This window comes from Pseudactinotalea suaedae, from assembly GCF_009733815.1.
Lineage (GTDB): Bacteria > Actinomycetota > Actinomycetes > Actinomycetales > Beutenbergiaceae > Pseudactinotalea > Pseudactinotalea suaedae.
On record NZ_WNXY01000002.1, the window covers coordinates 421,303 to 444,296 of the forward strand.

23 protein-coding genes are annotated in these 22,994 nt (G+C 72.0%); 15 read left to right on the top strand and 8 right to left on the bottom strand.

Features of this window, described 5'->3' with window-relative positions; genetic code table 11:
* Positions 1 to 42 precede the first annotated feature (42 nt).
* The 3 genes from GPA04_RS05335 to GPA04_RS05345 are packed head-to-tail and all read left to right on the top strand — an operon-like array spanning position 43 to position 1,966.
* Positions 43 to 993: a TIGR01777 family oxidoreductase gene (locus GPA04_RS05335; RefSeq protein WP_156223021.1), complete on the top strand. Its 951-nt coding sequence runs from the start codon at positions 43 to 45 to the stop codon at positions 991 to 993.
* Entirely contained in the window at positions 990 to 1,481 is a 492-nt protein-coding gene (locus GPA04_RS05340) for a DUF6328 family protein (protein WP_156223022.1), read from the top strand. The genes GPA04_RS05335 and GPA04_RS05340 overlap by 4 nt, the downstream gene beginning before the upstream one ends.
* 14 nt (positions 1,482 to 1,495) lie before the next feature.
* The gene (locus tag GPA04_RS05345; RefSeq protein ID WP_241680623.1) at positions 1,496 to 1,966 is read left to right on the top strand and encodes a DUF3515 family protein; all 471 of its coding nucleotides are present in this window, start codon (positions 1,496 to 1,498) and stop codon (positions 1,964 to 1,966) included.
* Positions 1,967 to 1,969: 3 nt separating this feature from the next.
* Here the strand turns inward: GPA04_RS05345 and GPA04_RS05350 are convergent, their stop codons facing one another.
* Positions 1,970 to 3,076 (bottom strand): D-alanine--D-alanine ligase family protein, encoded by a 1,107-nt coding sequence (locus GPA04_RS05350; protein WP_156223023.1) that lies wholly within the window; start codon positions 3,074 to 3,076, stop codon positions 1,970 to 1,972.
* 54 nt (positions 3,077 to 3,130) lie between these two features.
* Between GPA04_RS05350 and GPA04_RS05355 the strand changes: the two genes are divergently transcribed.
* The 9 genes from GPA04_RS05355 (at position 3,131) to GPA04_RS05395 (ending at position 13,195) form a co-directional block, all read left to right on the top strand.
* Positions 3,131 to 4,279 carry a trans-sulfuration enzyme family protein gene (locus GPA04_RS05355; RefSeq protein ID WP_156223024.1) on the top strand — a complete coding sequence of 383 codons (1,149 nt, stop codon included), beginning with the start codon at positions 3,131 to 3,133 and terminating at the stop codon, positions 4,277 to 4,279.
* The gene (locus GPA04_RS05360) at positions 4,276 to 4,953 is read left to right on the top strand and encodes a DNA methyltransferase (protein WP_156223025.1); all 678 of its coding nucleotides are present in this window, start codon (positions 4,276 to 4,278) and stop codon (positions 4,951 to 4,953) included. The genes GPA04_RS05355 and GPA04_RS05360 overlap by 4 nt, the downstream gene beginning before the upstream one ends.
* A 45-nt stretch (positions 4,954 to 4,998) precedes the next feature.
* A complete protein-coding gene (locus GPA04_RS05365; protein WP_156223026.1) occupies positions 4,999 to 5,649 on the top strand; it encodes an AMIN-like domain-containing (lipo)protein in 651 nt (216 codons plus the stop codon).
* A 305-nt stretch (positions 5,650 to 5,954) separates the two neighbouring features.
* The gene (locus GPA04_RS05370; protein ID WP_156223027.1) at positions 5,955 to 6,782 is read left to right on the top strand and encodes an IclR family transcriptional regulator; all 828 of its coding nucleotides are present in this window, start codon (positions 5,955 to 5,957) and stop codon (positions 6,780 to 6,782) included.
* A complete protein-coding gene (locus GPA04_RS05375; RefSeq protein WP_156223028.1) occupies positions 6,779 to 8,107 on the top strand; it encodes an FAD-dependent oxidoreductase in 1,329 nt (442 codons plus the stop codon). The genes GPA04_RS05370 and GPA04_RS05375 overlap by 4 nt, the downstream gene beginning before the upstream one ends.
* On the top strand, positions 8,104 to 9,423 hold the full coding sequence (locus GPA04_RS05380) for an ABC transporter substrate-binding protein (protein WP_156223029.1): 1,320 nt from the start codon (positions 8,104 to 8,106) through the stop codon (positions 9,421 to 9,423). The genes GPA04_RS05375 and GPA04_RS05380 overlap by 4 nt, the downstream gene beginning before the upstream one ends.
* The gene (locus tag GPA04_RS05385) at positions 9,420 to 10,364 is read left to right on the top strand and encodes a carbohydrate ABC transporter permease (RefSeq protein WP_156223030.1); all 945 of its coding nucleotides are present in this window, start codon (positions 9,420 to 9,422) and stop codon (positions 10,362 to 10,364) included. The genes GPA04_RS05380 and GPA04_RS05385 overlap by 4 nt, the downstream gene beginning before the upstream one ends.
* A complete protein-coding gene (locus tag GPA04_RS05390) occupies positions 10,361 to 11,215 on the top strand; it encodes a carbohydrate ABC transporter permease (protein WP_156223031.1) in 855 nt (284 codons plus the stop codon). The genes GPA04_RS05385 and GPA04_RS05390 overlap by 4 nt, the downstream gene beginning before the upstream one ends.
* Positions 11,216 to 11,242: 27 nt before the next feature.
* Positions 11,243 to 13,195 (top strand): hypothetical protein, encoded by a 1,953-nt coding sequence (locus GPA04_RS05395; RefSeq protein WP_156223032.1) that lies wholly within the window; start codon positions 11,243 to 11,245, stop codon positions 13,193 to 13,195.
* Between the two features lie 50 nt (positions 13,196 to 13,245).
* Here the strand turns inward: GPA04_RS05395 and GPA04_RS05400 are convergent, their stop codons facing one another.
* From GPA04_RS05400 to GPA04_RS05420, 5 genes are read right to left on the bottom strand one after another with little or no spacing between them, the layout of a single operon-like run.
* Positions 13,246 to 13,968, bottom strand: a complete 723-nt coding sequence (locus GPA04_RS05400) for a lysophospholipid acyltransferase family protein (RefSeq protein WP_241680624.1) — start codon at positions 13,966 to 13,968, stop codon at positions 13,246 to 13,248.
* A complete protein-coding gene (locus GPA04_RS05405; protein WP_156223033.1) occupies positions 13,959 to 14,567 on the bottom strand; it encodes a response regulator transcription factor in 609 nt (202 codons plus the stop codon). Before GPA04_RS05405 ends, GPA04_RS05400 begins: the two co-directional genes overlap by 10 nt.
* Entirely contained in the window at positions 14,564 to 15,778 is a 1,215-nt protein-coding gene (locus tag GPA04_RS05410) for a sensor histidine kinase (protein ID WP_156223034.1), read from the bottom strand. Before GPA04_RS05410 ends, GPA04_RS05405 begins: the two co-directional genes overlap by 4 nt.
* Positions 15,779 to 15,787: 9 nt before the next feature.
* Positions 15,788 to 16,618: an ABC transporter permease gene (locus GPA04_RS05415; protein WP_156223035.1), complete on the bottom strand. Its 831-nt coding sequence runs from the start codon at positions 16,616 to 16,618 to the stop codon at positions 15,788 to 15,790.
* 47 nt (positions 16,619 to 16,665) lie between these two features.
* A complete protein-coding gene (locus tag GPA04_RS05420) occupies positions 16,666 to 17,613 on the bottom strand; it encodes an ABC transporter ATP-binding protein (RefSeq protein ID WP_206674119.1) in 948 nt (315 codons plus the stop codon).
* Positions 17,614 to 17,722: 109 nt separating this feature from the next.
* Here GPA04_RS05420 and GPA04_RS05425 point away from each other — a divergent pair, with 109 nt between their 5' ends.
* Genes GPA04_RS05425 through GPA04_RS05435 form a run of 3 tightly spaced genes read left to right on the top strand, consistent with a single transcriptional unit; the run spans position 17,723 to position 19,988 of the window.
* Positions 17,723 to 18,106: a VOC family protein gene (locus tag GPA04_RS05425; RefSeq protein WP_162458524.1), complete on the top strand. Its 384-nt coding sequence runs from the start codon at positions 17,723 to 17,725 to the stop codon at positions 18,104 to 18,106.
* Positions 18,103 to 18,978, top strand: coding sequence for an SMP-30/gluconolactonase/LRE family protein (locus GPA04_RS05430; RefSeq protein ID WP_162458525.1), 876 nt, complete (start codon positions 18,103 to 18,105; stop codon positions 18,976 to 18,978). The genes GPA04_RS05425 and GPA04_RS05430 overlap by 4 nt, the downstream gene beginning before the upstream one ends.
* Positions 18,975 to 19,988, top strand: coding sequence for a mannonate dehydratase (locus GPA04_RS05435; protein ID WP_156223039.1), 1,014 nt, complete (start codon positions 18,975 to 18,977; stop codon positions 19,986 to 19,988). The genes GPA04_RS05430 and GPA04_RS05435 overlap by 4 nt, the downstream gene beginning before the upstream one ends.
* Here the strand turns inward: GPA04_RS05435 and GPA04_RS05440 are convergent.
* Together GPA04_RS05440 and GPA04_RS05445 are read right to left on the bottom strand one after the other, a co-directional pair.
* Positions 19,962 to 21,263 (bottom strand): SPFH domain-containing protein, encoded by a 1,302-nt coding sequence (locus tag GPA04_RS05440; RefSeq protein WP_206674120.1) that lies wholly within the window; start codon positions 21,261 to 21,263, stop codon positions 19,962 to 19,964. The two genes, GPA04_RS05435 and GPA04_RS05440, sit on opposite strands and share 27 nt — an antisense overlap.
* Positions 21,256 to 22,899 (bottom strand): SPFH domain-containing protein, encoded by a 1,644-nt coding sequence (locus GPA04_RS05445; protein WP_156223040.1) that lies wholly within the window; start codon positions 22,897 to 22,899, stop codon positions 21,256 to 21,258. The genes GPA04_RS05440 and GPA04_RS05445 overlap by 8 nt, the downstream gene beginning before the upstream one ends.
* Between the last annotated feature and the right edge of the window lie 95 nt (positions 22,900 to 22,994).

Consider the following 22,994-nt stretch of genomic DNA (forward strand, 5'->3'; position numbering starts at 1 on the left):
GTAGGGGACGGCAGGATCGGTCGACGAAGAGAGGTCAGGCGCGTGCGCATCCTTGTCAGCGGCGGCACCGGCATGATCGGATCGGCCCTGCGCGACGCCGCGGGCAGAGCCGGCCACGAGACCGGGCTGCTGGTGCGCGGCGAACCCCGGGGTCCGCGCGAGTGGCGCTGGGACGCGAGCCGCGGCGACGTGCCGGCCGAGGCGATCACCTGGGCCGACGCTGTGGTGAACCTCTCCGGAGCGCCGATCGGGCGACTGCCGTGGACCAAGGGCTACCGGCGTGAGCTCGTGCAGAGCCGCGTGCAGGCGACGCGCGCGCTCGCGAGCGCGATCACCCGGTCGGACTCCCCGCCGTCGGTCCTGCTCAACAGCTCGGGTGTCGGGTACTACGGCGACCGGCCCGGCGAGCGTCTCGACGAGACGTCGGGTCCGGGCAAGGGCTTCCTCGCCTACCTGAGCCGGCGCTGGGAGGCGGAGGCGCGGGCAGCCGAGTCGGACCGGACCCGGGTCGTGACGATCCGCACCGGCCTCGTGCTGGCCGACGGCGGAGCGCTCGCGCCCCTCATGCTCGCCACGCGGCTGGGGCTGGGCGCCCGGATGGGTCCGGGAACGCAGGTGTGGCCCTGGATCGCGCTCGAGGACGAGGTCGGCGGCATCCTGCACGCCCTCACCCACGAGGAGGTGAGCGGTCCGGTCAACCTGGTCGCGCCGGTCAGGAGCACCAGCGAGGACGTCTCGCGCGCGCTCGCGCACGCGATGGACCGGCCGCACCTGTTCGCGCTGCCCTCGTGGCTGCTGCGGATCCCGCTCGGCCCGGCTGCCGACGAGGTGCTGCTGCTCAGCCAGCACATCGAGCCCAGCGCCTTGCTCGGCTCCGGGTACCGGTTCCGGGTGACCGAGCTCGACGACGCGATCGCTCGGGCCCTGCGTGGTGACGACGGTGGTGGCTCCGTCGCAGCCACGGAGCTGAACGCGATGCCGAGGGACCGCTGAACGGCCGCGAGCGGGCCGACGACGGCCGCTCCGAGACCGAGAACGAACGGCTCGACCGCAACTGGTCGGAGATCCTGCAGGAGCTGCGGGTCACGCAGACCGGCACGCAGATCATCAGCGGGTTCCTGCTCGCGGTCGCCTTCCAGGAACGGTTCGACGCGCTGGACTCCTACGAGCGGGCGTTGTACCTCGCGCTGGTCGCGCTCGCCGCGCTCGCGACGGCGGTCGGCCTCGCTCCGGTGGTCGTGCACCGGGTGCTGTTCCGCAAGCTGCGCAAGGCACGCGTGGTGCAGCTGGGCAACCGCTACCTGATGGCCGCGGCGATCCTCGTCGCCACGCTCGCCATCGGGGTGAGCCACCTGATCTTCAGCTTCACCGCCGGGCGAGGCGCGGGGGTCGTGGCCGGTATCGGCGTCCTCGTGGCGGTGCTGGCCCTGTGGGTGCTGCCGCTGACGATGCGCCGCCGTGACGACGACCGGCCACGGTGACCTAGGTTGGGATCGTGGCTGGAGCGTGGCGAAGGATCGGCGTGATGGTGGCGACCGGGTGCACGCTCGTCGGCGCCACCGCGTGCGCGAACCCGGTCGGTGTGGACCCCGCCCCCAGCGCGAGCGAACCGGTGTGCGCCGAGCTGTTGCTCGAGCTGCCGGACGAGCTCGGTGGCCAGGAGCGCCGGTCGACCACCAGCCAGGCCTCCCGCGCCTGGGGTGACCCCGCGATCGTGCTGCGCTGCGGCGTGACCCCGCTGGGGCCGACGGTCGAGGGCTGCGTCACCGTGGCGAGCGGCGACGGCACCGAGGTCGACTGGGTCGTCATCGAGCACGAGGACCACGGCTCGTTCACGACCTACGGGCGGCTGCCCGCCGTCGAGGTGAGGATCCCGAGCGAGTACGCGGGCGACCAGACGATCATGACCGAGCTGAGCGCCGTCGTCGCCGACCTGCCGCGCGACGGCGACCGCGCGTGCCTGTGAGGCTCAGCGCAGCCCGACCGGACGTTCGCGCGCGAGCTCGATCAGCTCGGTGATGAGGTCGGTGTAGCTGAGCCCCTCGGCCTGCCACAGCATCGGGTACATCGAGAACGGCGTGAACCCCGGCATCGTGTTGATCTCGTTGACGAGCACGTCGCCGTCGTCGGTGTAGAAGAAGTCGACGCGGCCCAGACCCTCGCACCCCAACGCCTCGAACGTGGCGGCGGCGAGGCGCTGCATGCGGCGCACGACGTCGGGCGGGACGTCGGCGGGGACGCGGATGTCGAGGTGGTCGGCGTCGAAGTACTTGGCCTCGTAGTCGTAGAACGCGTGCTCGCTGCCGACCACGATCTCGCCCACACCGCTCGTGCGCGGCGGGTCGTCGCCGCGGCCCTGCAGGACGGCGCACTCGATCTCACGGCCGGCGATGCCGGCCTCGACGAGCACCTTGGGGTCGTGCTGCTGCGCAGCCTCGACGGCGGCGGGCAGGTCGGCGAGGTCGTCCACGCGCGTGATGCCCATCGAGGAGCCCGCGCGCGCGGGCTTGACGAAGACCGGCAGGCCGAGATCGGCGATCGCCGCGACCGCGGCCTCCCGGTCGGTGCGCCACTGCCGCGCCGTGATCGTGGTGCTGGGCCCGATCGGGATGCCGGCGCCCGCGAGCACGACCTTCATGTAGTGCTTGTCCATGCCGGCCGCCGACGCGAGCACGCCGGACCCGACGTAGCCGATCCCGGCGAGCTCGAGCATGCCCTGGATGGTGCCGTCCTCACCGAACGGGCCGTGCAGGAGCGGGAAGACGACGTCGACCTGGGCCAGCTGCTCGGGCACCCCGCCGGGCTCCACGACCGTGAGTGCGCCCGCGGCGCCCATCGGCACGGTGACCTCGGCGCCGTCGGCGGCCGTGACCTCGGGGAGCCGCCCGGGCTCGATCGCCCAGCGACCGGCCTCGTCGGCCGCCACCACCCACCGGCCCTCACGCGTGACACCGATCGGGACGACGTCGTAGCGGTCGCGGTCGATCGCCGCGAGGACACCGGCTGCGGTGGCGCAGCTGATCGTGTGCTCGGAGCTCTTGCCGCCGAACACCACGGCGACCCTGGTCCTGGTCATCGCGCACAGGCTACCCGGGCGGTCGCCCCGATCCCGCTCCCCTACGCTCGTGTTGTGACGGGCAAGCCGAACCTTCGAACCGACTCCCTCGTGGTCGCCGCGGGACGACCGCCGCGCCGGACCGGGGCACCGGTGAACCCACCGGTCGTGCTGTCCTCGACGTACATCGGTGTCGACACCCCCGGCGCCGAGGACCTCCTGTACGCCCGCTACGACACCGAGTCGTGGCGGCCGCTCGAGGACGCGATCGGAGCGCTCGAGGGCTCGACCCGGCGCGCCCTGGCCTACGGCTCCGGCATGGCGGCGATCAGCGCGGCGCTCGCGCTCGTGCGCAACGGCACCACGCTCGTGATGCCGCGGCACAGCTACAACGTGGCCCTCGTCGCCGCCCGCGCCCACGCCGAGCAGCGCGATCTCACGCTCGTCGAGGTCGACATCGCCGACACCGCCGAGGTGCAGGCCGCGCTCGAGGTGACGGACTCCCCCACGCTGTGGCTCGAGTCCCCCACCAACCCGATGCTGGAGATCGCGGACATCCCCGCACTCGTCAGCGCCACCCGGGAGCGCGGCGGTCTGGTCATCGCCGACAACACCTTCGCCACCCCGCTCGGCCAGCAGCCGCTCGCGCTCGGGGTCCACGTGGTCGTGCACTCGGTGACCAAGTACCTGGCCGGGCACTCCGACGTCGTCATGGGTGCCGCCGTCACCGACGACCCCGACCTGTGGTCGCGGCTCAAGACCCACCGCGACGTGCACGGTGCGGTGCCCGGACCGTGGGAGGCCTGGCTCGCCCTCCGTGGCCTGCGCACGCTGGCCCTTCGCGTGCAGCGCTCCCAGCAGAGCGCTCTCGACCTGGCCCAGCGCCTCGAGGAGCACCCCGCCGCGCTCGAGGTCCGCCACCCCGGGCTCGCGAGCCACCCCCAGCACGAGCGTGCCGCCGCCCAGATGACCGGCTTCGGATCGATCATCACGCTCCGGCCCCACGGGGGCGCAGCCGCGGCCGCGGCGATCGCCGGCGCGGTCGAGCTCTGGGTCCCCGGCACCAGCCTCGGCGGCGTCGAGTCGTTGATCGAGCGCCGCCGTCGGCTGCCCTCGGAGCCCGTCACGGTGCCCGAGGACCTGCTCCGCCTCTCGGTCGGCATCGAGGACGTGGAGGACCTCGCCGAGGACCTGCTGGCTGCCCTCGAGGCCAGCCAGCGGTGACCCTGCCCGAGGTCGTCCACGCGACGGCCGCCGAGCTCGCGCGCGAGCGCCACGCGGACGCCGAGGAGGACGTCCACTTCACGCGCGGGCTCGCTCGCACCGTCATCGAGGCGCTCAGCCTCCCGGGTGACGTCGTGCTCGACCCGTTCGCCGGCTTCGGCACCACCCTCGAGGTCGCGCGCGAGCTCGGACGCACCCCGCTCGGCGTCGAGCTGTTGCCCGAGCGGGTGGCGACGATCCGCGCCCGGGTGCCGGGCGCGGTCGTCGTCGAGGGCGACGCGCGCGGCCTGCTCGGCCTGGTCGACGCGTGCGCCCTGCCGGTCGCGCGCGGCTCGGTCGCGCTCGTGCTGACCTCGCCGCCCTGGATGACGGCGAACGACCATCTCGCCAACCCGCTCACCGCGTACGAGACCGACGACGGCGACTACCGCACCTACCTGGACAGCCTCACCGATGTCGCGAGGCAGGTGCGCGCGCTGCTGCGGCCGGGAGGCCATCTCGTGCTCGACGTCGCGGACATCCGGCACGAGGGGCAGCTGACCACGCTGGGCGCCGACGTCACCGCAGCGGTGTCACCGGTGCTGCGGCACATCGGCTCGGTCCCGGTCGTCTGGGACGAGCTCCCGCAGGACCTGACCTCGAACAGCCTCGTCGTGTTCTCCCGGGCTTGGTGAGGCTCGCCGCCTAGGCTGGCGCCAACCCGAGCCGAGGAGAACGCCATGCGACGCGGCACCATCACCACCCTGCTGACGCTGGCCGTCAGCGCCAGCATGCTCGCCGCGTGCGGCAACGACGGCGGGGACGACCCGACCACCGAGCCCACCAGCGACGCGACCACCACGGCCGAGCCCACCGACGAGCCGACCACGGACGAGCCCACCAGCGACGCGCCGACCGACGGCACCGACGTCCCGTCCGACGAGGGCGCCGACGGCCCGCCGTTCCCGGCGGACGCCGCCGACCAGAGCAACGAGGCGTTCGAGAACGCGCTCAAGCTGGTGGACGTCCGGGTCGCCGAGCACCCCGAGTTCGACCGGCTGGTGCTGGAGTTCGAGGGCGAGGGCGAGCCGGGTTGGCGCGTGGGCTACGTCGAGGAGGCCGCCCGTGAAGGGAGCGGCGAGCCGATCACCCTCGACGGTGACGCGATCCTGCAGGTCGCGGCCACGCACGTGATGCCGGACGACATGACCGGCTACTACGACGGCCCGCAGCAGTTCGACCCCGACACCGAGGTCATCGACGACGTGTTCGTGGACGGCGCCTTCGAGGGGTACACCACCGTGTTCCTGGGTCTGGACGAGGTCGAGGTGTTCCGGGTCTTCGTGCTCACCGAGCCCTCACGCCTGGTCGTCGACGTCCAGGACAGCTGAGCCGCCGACCGACGCTCCTGGAGCGCGTTCCTCGAGCCGGGGGGCTCGGTCTCAGCCGCGCCCGAGCTGGAGCCCTCTCGGTGACGTCGTGCACCTCGTCGTCGACGTCCTCGACGCCGACGACGGACGTCCCGGCCGGCGGCGCCAGTCCGTGGCCCGCCTCCCCCGAGCGACGGACTCGCGCTGCCCGCGCGCGTTGACGGCTGCTGCCACCCGAGCTACTGTCGGTGTTATCGAAGCGCCTTCGACATTGTCGAACGCATAGATCGAACGGCACGGTCTTCGACGACGAAGAGGGAACCCCGATGGCAGACCGCAGCGGACCGGAAGCGCAGCGCCCGGCGGTGCCGCGCACCCCGATCCAGGCGATCGACCGCGCGATCGCGCTGCTGGACGTCGTCGCCGAGGGCGGTCCCCACGGGATGACGCTCGGCGCGCTGGCCGAGAGCACAGGGCTCGCGCCGTCGACCGCTCGGACGATCCTGTCGTCGCTCGTGATGCACGGGCTGATCGCCCAGAGCGGCAGCGGCAGCAGCTACACGCTCGGCTCGCGGTTCTTCGAGCTCAACCGGCGGTTCGCCATGCAGGCGGACCTGTCGGCCGTCGCCGCACCCGTGCTGCGAGCGCTCTGGGAGCGCACGAACGAGACCGTGCACCTGGCCGTCCTGCAGGGCAACCGGCGTGTCGACCTCGCCGTGCTCGTCAGCCCGCAGCTGCTGCGCGTGGACCCGACGTCGACCGGCTACCTCGACGCCTCGGCGTCGCCGCTGTACAAGACCGCAGCCGGCAAGGTCCTGTTCGCGGGCCTGTCACGAACCGACCGGCTCGGCATGCTGCGCACCTCGGCGTGGCAGGACGAGACGCCACCGGCTCCCGAGGACCTCATGGCCGCCATGGATGCCGTGGTCACCGAGGGCTACGCCACCAACCTGGAGGAAGAGGCAGCAGGTGTCTGCGGTGTCGCAGCGCCGGTCCACGACCAGTCCGGTGCGACCATCGCCGCCGTCTGCCTCGGCTATCCCTCGACCCGTCACACCACCTCCCACGCGGGCTCCCTGCGCGACGAGGTGATCGCGGCAGCCGCGGAGCTCTCGCTGCTGCTCGGTGCCGACCCGGATCGGGCGGCGCGATGAGGGACCGGTACGACGTCGTGGTGGTCGGCGGCGGACCCGCCGGCTGGCCCGCAGCGGCGCAGGCTGCACGGCTGGGCGCGCGCACGCTGCTGGTCGAGAAGAACGGTGCCCTCGGAGGAACGACAACCGTGGCCGGCGTCGCCCTTCCCGGCCTGTTCCACGCCTGGGGTCAGCAGGTGATCGCGGGCATCGGCTGGGACGCCGTCACGCAGGCGGTGGCGGAGGCCGGCGGCACGTTGCCCGACTTCTCGCGCTGGGACCAGCCGCACTGGCGGCTCCAGGTCCCCGTGGTCCCCGGGGTGCTCGCCGGCGTCATCGACGAGAGCGTCGTGGGGTCCGGCGCCGACCTGCTGCTGCACAGCCTGATCGGCGAGGCCCGCTGGGACGGCGGGCGCTGGCGGCTCACGGTCGCGACCAAGGAGGGGCTGCACCCGGTCACCGCCGGCGTGCTCATCGACTGCACCGGCGACGCCGACGTCGTCGCCCTCGCCGGGCACACCCGCCGCACCAGCCCGCGCCGCCAGCCCGGCACGATCATGATGCGGCTGGAGGGTTACGACCTCGAGCGGCTCGACGCCGATGCCCTGCAGGCGGCCCACGACGACGCCGTTCGCCGCGGCGACCTGCTCCCGGCCGATCTCGCGCACAAGCCGGTTCGCTCGTTCCTGCGGGCGCACGGGGAGAACGCCACGCACGTGGTCGGTGTGCAGGGCGGGACGAGCGGCGACCGGACCGCAGCCGAGCTCGCCGGGCGCCGGCTGCTGCGGCGCGTGCTGCGCTTCCTGCGCGCCCAGCCCGGGCTCGAGCAGATCCGCCTGGCGTGGACCGCGATGGAGACCGGCATCCGTGAGAGCTGGTCGATCGAGGGCCACGAGAGGATCACGGTCGAGGACTACAACAGCGGGCGCGCGTGGCCCGACGCCCTCTCCTACTCGTTCTACCCGATCGACGTGCACCGCCCGGACGGGGACGGCATCGACATCCGTCCGCTCGGCTACGGCACCGTGCCGACGATCCCGCGCGGCGCGATGATCCCGGTGGGCACGCAGCAGCTGCTCGTGGCTGGCCGCGCGATCAGCGGCGACCAGGAGGCTGCCTCCGCCTACCGGGTGCAGGCCTCGTCGATGGCGATGGGTCAGGCCGCCGGTGCGCTGGCTGCGATGGCCGTGAGCCGCGCCTGTGACGTCCATGACGTCCCGGTCCCCGAGGCTCGCGAGGCGATGCGAGCCCACGGCGCGATCGTCCCCGGGGACGTCGTCGTGCCACCCCTCGACCAGAACCAGCCCCAGCCCGATCCCGCAGCGACGCGAAGGAGCACGACATGACCCCCGCACCGACCCGACCCACCCGACGGCACGTCCTGCTGGCCGCTGCAGCCGCCGGCGCGACCGGAGCGCTCACCGCGTGCAGCGGCTTCGTCAACTCCGACGGCGACGACACCGACGGCGGCGGCAGCGGCAGCGGGGGCGACACCGTCACCGCGTACGTCAACACCGAGCAGAGCGCCGGTCTGGGGGCCCTGATCGAGGCGTTCGAGGCCGAGTCGGGCCTCACGGTCGACATGTCGTCGGCGAGCACCGACGAGCTCAACCAGCAGCTGCGGGTGCAGCTGACCTCCGGCACCGCGCCGGACCTGATCCGCGTCTCCCCCGGCTTCTCGAGCCCGGTCGCCGCCGGCGTGCTCGGCCAGGAGGGTGAGCTCGCCGACCTCTCCGACGCGTCCTGGTCGGGCGACCTCACCCCCGACACCCAGTCCCTCGCCGAGGTCGACGGTCAGGTGATGGCGTTCCCGGTCAGCCGCAACGCGATCGTCATGGCGTACAACCGGGACGTCTTCGAGCAGGCAGGCGTGGCGGCGCCCACCACCTGGCCGGAGCTCCTCGCGGCGTGCGAGGCCCTCGCCGCTGCGGGCGTCACGCCCATCTCGACCCCCTTCCAGGGCGGCATCTTCTTCCAGTTCTGGGTCTACGCGATGGCCTCGACGCTCGTCTACCCGGTCAACCCCGACGTCGATGCGCAGATGGCGTCCGGCGAGACGACGTTCACCGACAGCCCCGAGTGGAACGAGGCGTTCGCGCGCATCGCCGAGCTCAACGACGCCGGCTACTTCTCCGAGGGCATGCTGGGCGTCCCGCCGGACCAGGGCATGCAGTCGGTGGCCACCGGCGAGTCCGCGATGGTGCTGCTGGTCTCGGCCGGGCTGCCGCAGCTGTACGGCTACTCCGAGGCAGGTGAGGAGGGATTCGGCGTCTTCGCCCTGCCCGCGACCGAGAACGCGGGCGACACGCACGTGCCGCTCGCGCCGGACTTCCTCGCGGTGAACGCGAACGCGACCAACCCCGAGGGCGCGCGAGCGCTGCTCGACTTCCTCGCGCAGCCGGAGAACGTCGAGGCGTACGCCAACGAGATGGGCGTGCTGCCCGGGCTCGGCGTCGAGGTCAGTCTCGAGTCGACCGCGCTGGAGCCGATCATGCCGCTGCTGGACGAGGGCCGCAGCACCGGGTACGCCAACTACCTGTGGCCCAACGGTGACGTCCAGCAGACGATGCTGCAGTCGGGGCAGGAGTGGCTCGACGGGACGATCGAGACCGCTGACCTGCTCGGCCAGATGGACGAGGAGTACGCGAAGGGCACTCCGTGACCCTCGCGCAGGCGCCGGCACCGGCGGAGGTCGAGGAGCCACCTCGACCTCGCCGGGGGCGCTCGGGAGCCGCCCGGGTCGCGCGGATCCCGTACGCGTTCGTGGTGCCCGCGCTGCTGCTGTACGGGCTCGTGGTGCTCTACCCGACCGTCGCCGGCGGCGTGTATGCCTTCACGGACTGGACGGGCCGGCGCGTCGCACCGACCTTCACCGGGCTCGCCAACTTCGCGGAGCTGCTGGCGGCGCCCGCGGCACGCTCGGCGCTGAAGAACACGCTGCTCATCGCGCTCTCGACGACGGTCCTGCAGACCGTGCTGGGGCTCGCGCTCGCGCTCGCTCTGCACTCGAGCCTGCGCAGCCGGCATCTGCTCCGCACCCTGTTCTTCGCACCGGCGCTGCTGCCGCCGGTCATCGTCGGCTTCCTCTGGCAGTACATCCTGACCCCGCAGGGCCCGCTCAACGAGGCGCTCGGCGCCGTGGGCCTGTCCGCGCTGCAGCAGAACTGGCTGGGCGACGCCTCGATCGCGCTCGCCAGCGTCATCGGGGTGATCATCTGGCAGAACGCCGGACTGACGATGGTGATCTACCTCGCCGGGCTGCAGGGGGTCCCGGCGGAGCTGTTGGAGGCGGCCGAGATCGACGGCGCGAGCCGATGGCAGCGGCTGCGGCGCGTGACGATCCCGCTGCTGATACCGGCGACCACGATCGCGATGTCGCTGACGCTGATCGGCAGCCTGAAGCTCTTCGACCAGGTCTACGTGATGACCGGCGGCGGGCCTGGCTATGCCACCGAGACGCTGTCGGTCGTCATGTACAAGGAAGCGTTCGTCTCGGGTCGCTACGGGTACGCCGCCGCGATCGCGCTGGTGCTGACGATGATCGTGTTCGCGTTCGCGCTGGTGCAGCTGCGCGGCCTGCGACGGTTCGAGGTCGACTCATGAGCGCGGCCACCGGTGTGCGGAGCACCCGCGCGCGCAGACTGACCACCGGCATCGCCGCCGAGCTCGGCATGATCGTGGTGGCGCTGCTGTTCATGTTCCCGTTCTACGTCTTCCTCTCGGTCGCGCTCAAGACGCCCGCCGACCTGGCGGCGTCCCCGCTCTCCCTGCCGACCGACCCGGCGTGGGCGAACTTCGCGGATGCCTGGCAGCGGGGCGGCCTCGAGCAGGCGCTCATCAACTCGGCGGTCGTGACCGCCCTGAGCGTCGCCGGTCTGGTCGTGTGCGGGTCGACGGCGGCGTACCTGCTCGCGAGACGTGCGCAGCGTCTCTCGCTCGGGCTGTACCTGGTGTTCCTGCTCGGCCTGATGATCCCGCTCCAGCTCGGGATGGTGCCGCTGTACCAGCTGATGCGCGATGCGAACCTGCTCCAGACCTACACCTCGCTGATCATCTTCGAGGTGGGTCACCAGCTCCCGCTCGTGATCTTCCTCTACACCGGCTTCCTGCGCGCGCTGCCCCGGGAGTACGAGGAGGCCGCGCGGGTCGACGGCGCCGGACCGTTCACGAGCTTCTGGCGCATCGTGCTGCCGCTGCTGCGGCCGATCACCGGCACCGTGGTGATCCTCAGCTCGATCAACATCTGGAATGACTTCCTGACGCCGCTGCTCTACGTGGGCGGCAGCGCGCAGCAGACGCTGCCGGTCGCGATCTTCGCGTTCCGGGGCGAGTTCGCGAGCCAGTGGCAGATCATCTTCGCCGGCATGGGGATCGCCATCCTGCCGATCCTCGTCGTCTACTTCCTGCTGCAGAAGTACATCATCAAGGGGTTCGCCAGCGGCATCAAGGGCTGAGCGAGCAAGGAGATCGAGGAGGATCCCATGACCATCATCACCACCCGACGCACGCTGCTGACCACCGGGCTGACCGCCGCGACAGGCCTGCTCGTGGGGCTTCCGCCGGCGCTTGCCGCTCCACCGCTACGACCCACCGAGGCGCCTGCCGGCACCGGCGCGCTGCCACTCGTGCCCGAGCTGGCGCGTGAGGTGGACCGGAGCTCGTTCGAGCCGCACGAGCAACGCTTCGCTCCCTACCTCGTCACGCTGGCAGCGATGGCCAACGCCATCGACGACTCCGACACCGAGCTGCGCGGCTACCAGGCCGGCGGCTGGTGGCGGACCCCGAGCGAGCCCTTCAACGCCCGGATCAGCGAGCACGTGGCCACGTTCGCGTGGTTCCTCACCGCCGAGCGCAGCTGGAACCCCTACCGGGGCGACCCCGCGCTCGTGGCGCGGCTCGACGCAGCCATCGACTACTACCTGCGACTGCAGCACGACGACGGCTCGTGGCCGGAGTACTCCCCCGACGAGCACTCGCGCGCGGCGACCGCGTTCGCGCTCGGCTACCTGTCCAAGACGCTCGATCGACTGCGGGCGGCCGATGCGCTGCCCGAGCGGCGCGACGCGATCTCCGCCTCGCTCCGCGCGGCGACCCGATGGTTCCTGGACCCCGCCAACGACGGCGTCTGGACCGGGGAGGTCCTCGAGTTCGCCAACCAGCCCGCAGCGGGCCTGGCAGGTGCCGCGAAGGCCCTCCACCTCGATCCGGACGCCGAGCTCAGCCGGTTGCTGCACGACCGCGTGCAGTACTTCCTCGAGCACGCGCAGAGCCCCGCGGGCTTCCTGTACGAGCCGCGCGGCATGGACATCGCCTACAACCTCAACGTCACCCTGACCGAGCTCCACGAGCTGCAGGTCGAGCTGGGCTCTCCGGTGATGCTGCGGACCGTCCGGCGCCTGGCCGACTGGCTCCGGTACACCGTGGCTCCCGAGCCCGGCGGCGTCGGCCTCATCTGCTTCGCCTCGGGTGCCGCGCGCACCCCGATGGACTACCTCGACGCCGTCACGCTGGATCGTCAGCAGCGTGACCTCGGCTCGGTGTTCACGCGCCAGGTGCCGGGGCTGTCCGTCTTCTACCCCGCCCAGGAGGACCGCGCGGCACAACGAACCGCCTGGGCCGCCGCGCCCGAACCGGTGGCGCCGCTCGAACCCGGCGACACCAACCCCCGGATCCCCGCGAACATCCCCTACGGCGAGCGGTACCCGACGCGCCGTCGGCGCGACGTGGCGCTGCGCACGCTGCCCGCCGTGCGCCGCTCACGCTTCACCGAGCTGCGCACCGACCCGCAGCACCAGCACTACCTGTTCGCGCGACGACCGCACCTGTACCTGGCCGCGTTCTTCGGTACGCGCCCCAACGACGTCGTCCGGGCGGGCATGGGTCTGCTCTGGCACCCGCAGGCCGGGACCTTCGTGCACGGCGCCCAGAGCTCGAACACCGCGTGCTGGGCGACCGTGCTCCCCAACGGCGGGACCGACGGCGCCTCCGACCTCACCGCGACCTACTTCGACGGCCCTTCGGCCGACGGACTTCTCGTCCCGCCCGAGCAGGTCGGCACGCTCGAGCACGACCTCGGGGTGCGCTGGACCACGACCGGCGGCAACGTCACCGGCGAGGCGCTCGTGCGCGACACCGGTGTCGTCCGTGAGATGAGCACCACGATGGACGCCGTCGAGCAGGTGCCGCTGGTGCTCGGGCCCGACGACGTCGTCCGCTGGTCCGACGGGTCGGGCGCCACCTCGGAGACGACCGCGAGCGCGAGCTCGCTGACCGTCGTCCGCGGCGACGTCACCCTGACGATCGACTGGGGCACCGCCGTCGAGGCCTCGCTCGAGGAGACCGAGCGGACGTTCTTCGCCGACGGCGCGCGCCGGTGCCACGTGCTCCGTGTCCCGGTCGGGCGCGGCCGTCGGGTCGACTACACGTTCGACTGAGCGGCAGCGCTGCGCCAGGCCACCGTGCCGGTAGCCGGCACCGAACGCCGTCAGCGGGGTGGCAGAGGCTGCCCGACGAACGGCACCGCCGGCGGGGCCTCGCCACGGATCCCGGCGAGCTGCGCGGTGATGCGCGCCATCATGCGTGTGGTCGCCTCCTCCCACGCGGCCGGGTCGTCGGCCCGCTCCACCAGGTCGCTCAGGTCGACCGGTGGGCCGGCGACGACGTCCGACGGCGTGCGCGGGAAGGGCCTGAATCCCTTGCCGCTGACGGGGATCACCTCGTGCGCGCCCCACTGCGCGATCGGCACCACGGCGGCGCCGGTGCGCAGGGCCAGTCGTGCGGCTCCGGTCTTGGCGCGCATGGGCCAGATGTCGGGGTCCTGGGTCGTGGTGCCCTCGGGGAAGATCAGCACGGCGTACCCGGCCGCGATCGCGGTCTCGGCGCCGGCGAGCGCACCTCGCGCACCGGCTGAGCCCCGGTGCACCGGCACGGCCCTCACCTGGCGCACCACCCAGCCGACGACCGGGTACCGCCACAAGGAGTCCTTCGCCAGCACGGCCGGCCACACGTCGTGATCGACGAGGAAGTGGATCAAGGTGAACGGGTCGAACACCGAGATGTGGTTCGCCACGATGATGAACGGACCGTCCGGCAGGTTCTCGGCACCGCGCCACCGGGGGCGGGTGACCAGCCGCATCAGTGGTCGCAGCACCGCGACGACCGCCCGGAACACCCACGGCGGGCGCGGGCGCCCACCGGTCACAGCCACCCGCGCTCGCGAGCGACGCGCACGGCCTCGTGCCGGTTGGTGACCCCCAGCTTGGCGACGGCGGCGGACAGGTAGTTGCGCACCGTGCCCGGTGAGAGATGGGCACGGGAGGCGATCTCCTCGACCGGGGCGCCGTCGGCGGCCAGCTCGAGCACGTCGCTCTCGCGGGTGGTCAGCGGGCTGGCGCCGGCAGCGATCGCGTCGGCAGCGAGCTCAGGGTCCACGTAGCGGCCGCCCTTGTGCACGGTCCGGACCGCGTCGGCGAGCACGGTGGCCGAGGACGTCTTCGGCAGGAAGCCGCGCACCCCGGTCTCGAGCGCACGCCGCAGGTAGCCCGGGCGTCCATGGCTGGTGACGATCATGCACCGGCACGTGGGCAGCTGGGTGGCCAGCTTCTCGGCGACCTCGATGCCGTCGAGGCCCGGCATCTGCAGATCGAGCAGGGCGATGTCCGGCTGGTGCCGGAGCGCGGCCGCGAGCGCCTCGTCACCGCTGCTCGCGACGGCGACCACCTCGATGTCCTCCTGCAGCCCGAGCAGCGCGGCGACGGCGTCGCGGATCAGCGTCTCGTCGTCGGCCAGCAGCACGGAGATGGTCATGGGGCCTCATCCTTCCGCAGACCCAGCGGCACCTCGGCCGTGACGGTGAACACGCCGTCGCGGGCCACGACGCCGAACGTGCCCCCGCGCGCGGAGAGCCGCTCGCGGAGGCCGCGCAACCCGTTGCCGCTGCCGATGGGATCAGCGATCGCAGGCGCGCCGTCGTTCTCGATACGCACGAGACAGCGATCCGCCTGCACACGGATATCGATATCGCACCGTGTTGCGGCTGCATGACGCACCACGTTGGTCACCGCCTCCCGCACCACCCACGCGACCGCTTCGGCGCTCCCCTCCGGCAGGGTGAGTCCCTCACCCGCGACGCGACACTCGACCCCGGCCGAGCGGAGCAGCGCGCGGGCGCCCGCGATCTCGGTGTCGAGGTCGGCCGATCGGTAGCCCTGGATGACCCCTCGGACCTCGCGCAGGGCGTCGTGGGCGAGCTGGCGCACCTCGAGCATCTCGGCGGAGCCTCGCGGATCACCACGCTCGGCCAGCGCGGCCGCCAGCTCGCTCTTGACCGCGACGGTGGACAGCGTCCGACCGAACACGTCGTGCAGATCCCGGGAGAACCGCAGTCGTTCCTCCGCGACCGCGAGTCGGCCGGCGACCGCGCGGGCCTCGTCGAGCTGCCAGACGACGGCCATCATCCATCCCGACATCCGGCACGAGGCCGCGACGGCCGTGATGCTGAACGTGGCGATGATCAGCGTCGGCACCACCCTCACCGGCGCGGTGCCGATGGCGAGCTGCACGAGCGCTGCGATGACGCCGGTACCGATCGCCAGCGCCAGCAGCGTCCGCACCCGTGCCGGGATCGGGGAGATCGCCATCACCGCGATGGCGAGCGGGATCAGCAGCCCCACGCCGAGGGCCTCGGTGCGCCCCGGGTAGACCTGCAGCGCGATGGCCCCGCACACCAGCGTCGCGGCAGCGAGCCACCACATCCGGCCGACCGGCCACACGGCGCGGTTGTTGTAGACCCGCATCGCGGGCACGAACACCCGTGCTGCAAGGATCGCCTGCACCGCGACCGCGCCCGGGTAGGCAAGCACCCAGTCGTTCGTGTAGGGAGTGCCACCGGTGATCAGCGTCAGCGCCAGGAACGGCGGCAGCGCGAACACGAAGTAGATGGACCACCGCGTCATCATCTCGAAGCGTTCGGGCTGCGTCCGCCCGAGCCAGCGGGCGGCCGATGATGGCACAGTCACCGGGTCAACCTACCTGCGGGGTTCCCACGGCATCATGCGCTGGACCAGGTACCCGCCGATGGCGATCCAGGCCAGCAGCACGATCGTCGGCTGCAGGCCGCCCACGAAGGACTGCACGAAGTCGAGAGTGCCGCCGTCGGCGGTCGTGCCGGTGAGGCCGAGCGTCATCAGCTCGTTGGTCGCGGCCAGGGGCGTCAGCTCGGCCACCGTGCGGAGCGCGTCGGGCATCAGCGCGAACGGGAACGTGGCACCGGAGAAGAAGATCAGCACGGCGAGCGGGAGCAGGGTGGTGATCTGCGCGGCCTCGACGGTCCGGGTGATGATCGCCGTCGCGTACCCGAGCACGGCGAGCGCGCCGAACCCGAGCAGCAGACCGAGCAGCATCAGCAGCGGGTTGACGACCGTGGGTGCGCCGACCAGCAGCGTCACCGCCACGGCTCCGAGCACGACCTGCGCGAGGATGACCGACAGCGAGGGTGCCGCCATCGCGGTCAGCACCTCCCAGCGCCGGAGCTCACCGACGGTGAGGCGCTTGAGCATCAGCTCCTCGCGCCGCGCGACCGCGGTGGTGCACAGGTTGTAGTACCCGGCGAAGACGATCGCGAAGACGACCAGCGACCCGAGCAGGCTCGCGACGAAGGCGGACCGGTTCTCGTTCATGCCGGGCATCTGGAACGAGTTGATCAGCACGACCATGAGCGGGCCCAGGGCCAGCGCGTTGAACAGCGCGGTCTTGTTCCGGACGAGCATCGTCATCTCGAGCTTGGCGAGCGCGACGACGCGGCGGACGGCGGAGCCTCCCTCCGAGGGTCGGGCGGGGCTGAGCGTGGTGGCGGTCATGACGGACTCCTGTGGTCTCGTGGTCTCGGCGGGTTCGAGGTGACGGGTCACGCAGCGGCGGGCTCGGGCTGTGCCGCCGCTCCGCTGCTCGCCGCGATCGACAGGAACGCCTGCTCGAGCGAGGCGGCGCGCGCGTCGAGGTCAGCGATGCTGACCCCGTGCTCGCGGGCCCAGCTCAGCAGCGTGTACATGTCCTCCTGCAGCTGCGGCGTGGTGATGACGTAGCGCGTGCCGGTGCTCCCCCGCTCGAGCTGCGTGCTGCCCAGCAGCGGCGGCGGAGCAGGCGCGTCCGACGGGATGGTCATGGTGATCCGGGCGGGCTCGTCGGCGACGATGTCGGCGACCGTTCCCTGGCGGACGATCCGACCGGCGTGCATGATCGCGAGCCGGTCGGACAGCTCCTCCGCCTCCTCCAGGTAGTGGGTCGTCAGCACCACCGTGACGCCGTCGTCGAGGCGGTCGCGCACGATGCTCCAGGCGTCCCGACGCGACTCGGGGTCCAGGCCGGTGGTGGGCTCGTCGAGGAACAGCATCTCGGGCCGCCCGAGCAGCGCGAGCGCGAGGTCGAGACGGCGGCGCTCACCGCCGGACAGGCTCGAGACGGCCACCCCGGCGCGGTGCGAGAGCCCGACGGCGGCCAGCACGTCGTCGTCGCTGCGACGACTCTGGGTGGCGGCCCAGGTCGTGACCATCTCGCCGGCGCGGACGTCGGCGGGGAACCCCGCCTCCTGCAGCATGATGCCAGTGCGGGCCCGGACCTGCGCCCGCTGCCGGAAGGGGTCCTGCCCGAACACCCGGACCTCGCCGGCGCTCGCCGGGGCGATGCCCTCCACGACCTCCAGGAGCGAGGTCTTGCCGGCACCGTTGGTGCCCAGCAGCGCGAACAGCTCACCCTGCTCGACCCGCAGGTCGACGCCGCGGACGGCCTCGAACGGCGCGCCCGAGCCGCGATAGGTGCGGCGGACGCCGCTGGCGGTGATCACTGGTGCGTTCATGCCATCCAGCATGCCGGTGCGGTCGGCCCGATCCCAGTGCCTGCCCTCACCGGTTCGGCTGCGCGCATCATGGATCGCACATGACGGACGTCACAGCTACCGTGGGGCGATGAACCGTCTGACCCCGTACCTCACCGTGAACGACGGCGCCGCAGCCATCGCGTTCTACGCCGCGGCCTTCGACGCCCACGAGGTGGGCGAGCGCTACACCGAGGAGGATGGCAAGGTCGGGCACGCGACGCTGCAGATCGGCGACGCGGTGCTCTTCCTGTCCGACGAGTACCACGAGTACGGCGCCTACGCCCCGGCCACCCTCGGCCACAGCACCGTGGCGCTCGCACTCACCGTCCAGGACGTCGACGCCGCCTACGCCCGCGCCGTGGCCGCCGGCGCCACGATCGATCGTGAACCGGCTGATCAGGGCCCCGGTGAGCGGCGTGGCTGGCTCGTCGACCCGTTCGGGCACCGGTGGTGCCTCGAGGAGCAGGCGTGACCGACGGCGATGCCACGTTCGAGCTCGTGCTCGACATCAGGGCTCACCTGGGTGAGGGCCCGGTGTGGGACGAGGCGGCGCAGCAGCTGGTGTGGGTCAACCTCATCCGCGGCGAGGTGCACCGGTTCGACCCCGCGTCAGGCACCGACACGCACCTGAGTGTCGGGACCCCCGTCGGCGCTGCCGCGCTGCGGGACTCCGGCGGCTACGTGCTGGCGGTCGAGCGGGGCTTCGCCACGTTGTCGGACTCCGGTGACCTGCAGCCGCTGGTCGATCTCGGGCTCGGCCCGACCCACCGCGCCAACGACGGCAAGTGCGACCCGTTCGGCCGCTTCTGGGCCGGCACGAACGCCTACGACTTCGCACCGGGCCGGTCGACCCTGTGGCGGCTCGACCCCGACGGCACCGTGACAGCGGCCGTGACCGGGCTGACGCTGTCGAACGGGCTCGGATGGAGCCCGGACCACGGCACGATGTACGTGATCGACACCATGCCGGGGCAGCTGTGGGCTTACGACTTCGACGGCGAGCACGGTGAGCTCGGCAACGGCCGCGTGCTCGTCGACTTCCTCGACGGCGAGCTCCCCGACGGCATGACGGTCGACGCCGAGGGTGGTCTGTGGGTGGCCATGTACGGGGGCGGCGAGATCCGGCGCTATCGCCCCGACGGCCGGGTCGACGCCCGCCTGGAGGTGCCGGTCGCCAACCCGAGCTCGTGCGCGTTCGGCGGCCCCGACCTCGGGGACCTCTACGTCACGACCGGCCACCAGCTCGACGACCCTGCCGAGCTCGAGGCAGGTTCCCACCTGGGCGGCCTGTTCCGGTGCCGCCCCGGGGTCACCGGCATGCCCGCGGGGACGTACGCCGCATGAGGCTGGCCGAGCTGGTCCAGAGCCGTCCGGACCCGTTGTGGACGCTCATGAAGCAGTGCGGCGTCGACGACGCCGTGGTGCTGCTCGACGGCGCCGAGCAGGAGATGCGGTGGCTGCGCGCCGTCGGAGCGCCGCCGCCGACGTTCACCGACGAGCGCCCCTGGGGCGAGGCCGCCATCACGGCGCACCAGGAACGGCTGGCGGACCACGGCCTGACGATGGCCGCGATCGAGGACACCCCACCGCTGGACGCCGTCCGCCTCGGCGGGCCGCAGCGCGACGAGCAGATCTCCCACGTCATCGAGCAGGTCCGCGCGATGGGCCGGCTCGGTGTCCCGGTGCTCTGCTACAACTGGATGGCCGTCACCTCCTGGGCCCGCACCGACGTGGCCGTCCGGATCCGTGGCGGCGCGCTCTCGACCGGGTACACCCGGGCCGGAGACCTCGCGCTCCCGCCGGTCGTCGAACCCGGCAGCATCACCGAGGACCAACTGTGGGACGGGCTGGCGTACTTCCTCGACGCGGTCGTGCCCGAGGCCGAGCAGGCCGGCGTCCGGCTGGCCCTGCACCCCGACGATCCGCCGCGCGCGGAGAGCCGCGGCGTGCCGCGCATCATCCGGTCGGTCGAGGCGTTCCGCCGGGTGCTCGACCTGCACCCCTCCCCCGCGAACGCCGTCACCCTGTGCCAGGGGAACGTCGCGCTGATGAGCGACGACCTGCCCGCGGTGATCCGGGAGCTGGGGCGCCGCGAGGCCATCGCGTTCGTCCACTTCCGCGACGTCCGCGGTACCGCCGACGACTTCGTGGAGACCTTCCACGACGACGGTCAGACCGATCTGGCCGCGTGCGTCGAGGCCTACGCCGAGATCGGCTTCGACGGCCCGCTCCGCCCCGACCACGTCCCGACGCTCGCCGGTGAGGACAACCACCGACCCGGCTACGCCACGATGGGACGGCTCTTCGCCCTCGGTTACATCAAGGCGCTACGGCAGGTCGCCTACGGGCGGTGACGCCGGCTGCCGCTGACCCAGGGTCGGCAGCAGCTGGGCCAGCAGCAGGGTCGACAGCGCCGAGGAGTCGGTGCCACCACCGCTGGCATCGGTCTTGACGATGACGGGACGAGGAGCGGCCTCGGCGAGCTGCGCACCCACGTCGAGTCGCCGTCGGGCCAGCTCGTAGCCGAGCACCGCACGGTTGTCCTTGTAGGCGGTGGCGAGCTGCTCGCGCGCCTTGGCCTCACCCTGCGCGGCGACGAGGTTGGTGCGCGCCCGCGTCTCGATCTCGTACCGGATCTTCTGCGCCTCCGTCTCGCGCTCCTCGAGCATCTGCGCGACGTCCTGACGGGCCCGGTTGAGCGAGGCCTTCACCTCGACGATCTTCGCGTCGCGCACCTTCTTGCTGCGCTCGATCTCCATCAGCAGGGTGTCGACACGGCGCTTGCGCGCGAGCTCCCACTCCTTCTCGTACGCGGCCGCCTCCTTGGCCACACGCTCGCGCGTGGCCAGGTGCTCGCGATACTCCTCGGGCAGCTGCACGTCGGGGATGTTGCAGCCGATGATCTGCACGCCGTACGGGGTCAGCTGCCGGTTGAGCAGGTCCTGCATGTCTTTGACGTCGGAGCCCCGCAGGTCGTACGCGCGCTCGGTCCGCACCTGGCGCGAGCGCTGGCGGATCGCGTCCTGCACGGAGTTGGACAGCACCAGGTCGAAGTTCCCGGCGCCGATCGTCTGCACGAACCGGATCGCGTCGAGGATGCGGAACCGCAGGAAGAACTCGATCGACTTCAGCGGCACGTTCTCGTGCGTCGGAGAGGACAGCACCGGAGCCGAGTACGGGATCTCCGTGGTCACGTCGACCACGTAGGCGACTCGCTTCCACGGGTGCCACAGGTAGTGCCGACCGGGTGAGAGCCCCGGCCCTGAGATCGCGCCGAAGGTGGTCAGCACGCCGATCGTGCCCTCCTCGATCTCCACGATCGAGGACCGCCACCACCACAGCGCGGCGACCAGCACCAGCACGATCCCGCCGATCAGCGTCGCGGTGCCCAGCCGACCCCAACCGTTGGCCATCAGCATCGCGGTGCTGGCGAACGCCCAGACGCCGAGCCACACCGGCACCAGCCACCTGGTGCCGCGGCTGTCGCGCGGGATGACCACGGGCACGAGGGCACCGCCGTCGCCGCCGCGCAGCAGCGCGGCGACGTCGTTCCAGCCCGCCAACGCCTCCTTGATCGAGCTCATCCGCGCGCCCGAGACCGACCGGCTCGTCACCTGCTGCTCAGTCATCGTTCGCCTCCGGCTGCTCGCTCAGCTCGTTCGGGTCCATCGCCACCGAGCGTCGGATCTCCTCGACCCGCTCCGCTCCCGGCGTCTCGTCCTCCTCGCGAGAGGTGACGATCTCCACCTGCGTCTCCTCCGGTGGCTTCAACAGCTCCTCGATCCGTTCCTCCCGGCTGCTCACGCGCGCTGCGATCTCCTCGCTGCGGGCGCTGATGACCTGCATGTCCTCGCCGGAGAACAGCTGCTGGTCGGCACCGCCGACCAGGTCGCGCGCGATCGCCAGGTAGTCGACGCCGTCGCCGTCGCCACCCACCCGCACGATCTGCGGCAGCGAGCCCGAGAGCGACTCCAGCTTGGACAGCACGTCCTGCTGGAACGTGTACTCGAGGATCTCGGGAGCCAGCGCCGCGCTCATCGCCCTGATGTCGAGCGCCTGGGCCTCGAGCAGCGCCGCGTTGGCCTTCGCCGTGGACTCGGACTCCACGAACCGCTGCCGCGCCAACGCGTTCGCACGGTTCGTCTCGCGCTCGAGCGCGGTGTCCATCTGGGCCTGGTAGCGGGCGATGTCCGCCTGGATCGCCGACAGCGTCTCGTTGAGCGAGGCGAGGTCCTTGTTCAGGTCGCCCTCGTTCTGCTCCTTGCGCAGCTGGAGCTCGTACTCGTAGGTGTACGCCTCCTTCGCCACCCGCACCATCTCGGGTGCGGCGAGGTCCATCCGGTACTCCTGGCTCGCCGGCTCCGCGTGCGTGATGTTCGCCGTGGTGAGCTGGACCGCGGGCTGGAACTGGGCGTTCAGCTGCTCGAGCAGCCGCGACGTGCTCTCACCGACCAGGTCGTAGATGCCCGAGGCCTCCTGGTCGTAGATCAGCGATCGGGTCGTCTCCGAGATCGCGTTGTTCAGCTTGTCCTGGAAGCCCTGCACCGCGCCGAGCACGAACACGAACTCGCGCGCGTTGGTGATCTTGAACTGCAGGAACAGGTCGACGCTGGCCTGCACGCCGGACTTCGTGGGCGCCTGCCGGATCGGGGCGTTGAACGGGTACTCCCGCGTGGTGTTGATGATGTAGGAGACCCGCTTCCACGGGTTGAGCAGTGTCACGAGGCCGGGGCCGACCTCGGCCTCGACCTTGCCGAACCGGGAGATCAGCGCCCGGCAGCCCTCGGGGACCATCACCATGCCCTGGCGCCAGTACCGGTACCCCGCGGTCAGCAGCACCAGCACCCAGTAGTGCAGCCCGAAGATGGCGGTCGACAGGCCGTCCGTCGGCAGCAGCGCGACGTAGCCGGCGACGCCGAGCAGCACCGCCAGGATGACCGGCAGCAGCCCGCGCACGCGCCGCGTCTTGGGCATCACCATCGGCGTGATCACGTGGAGGTGGCCGGTGGGTCCGGTCTCGTAGTGGCTGCGCGAGAGGACCTCGGCGGCCTCGTCGATCGAGCAGGACACCGCCGCGATGCGGGTGCCCGCGGCGTTGCCCTCCGGCCGCGCACCCGGGAAGTCGGCCGGGTTGACGCCGAAGGACTGCGCCGCCTGCCCGAGCTGGCCGCCCTCGGCTGCCGCCCCCATGGCCTGCCCGACGGCGTTCCTCACGTTCGGGTGCTGCGCGATCCTTCGCGCGGCGTCCGACAGCTGTTGCGACATCGACCGATCACTCTCCCCTGCCTGTGGCGGGACCGACGCCCCCCGCACATCGATCCTGTCACAGGCCGGCGATCTCGCAGGCGATCCAGCCGGGC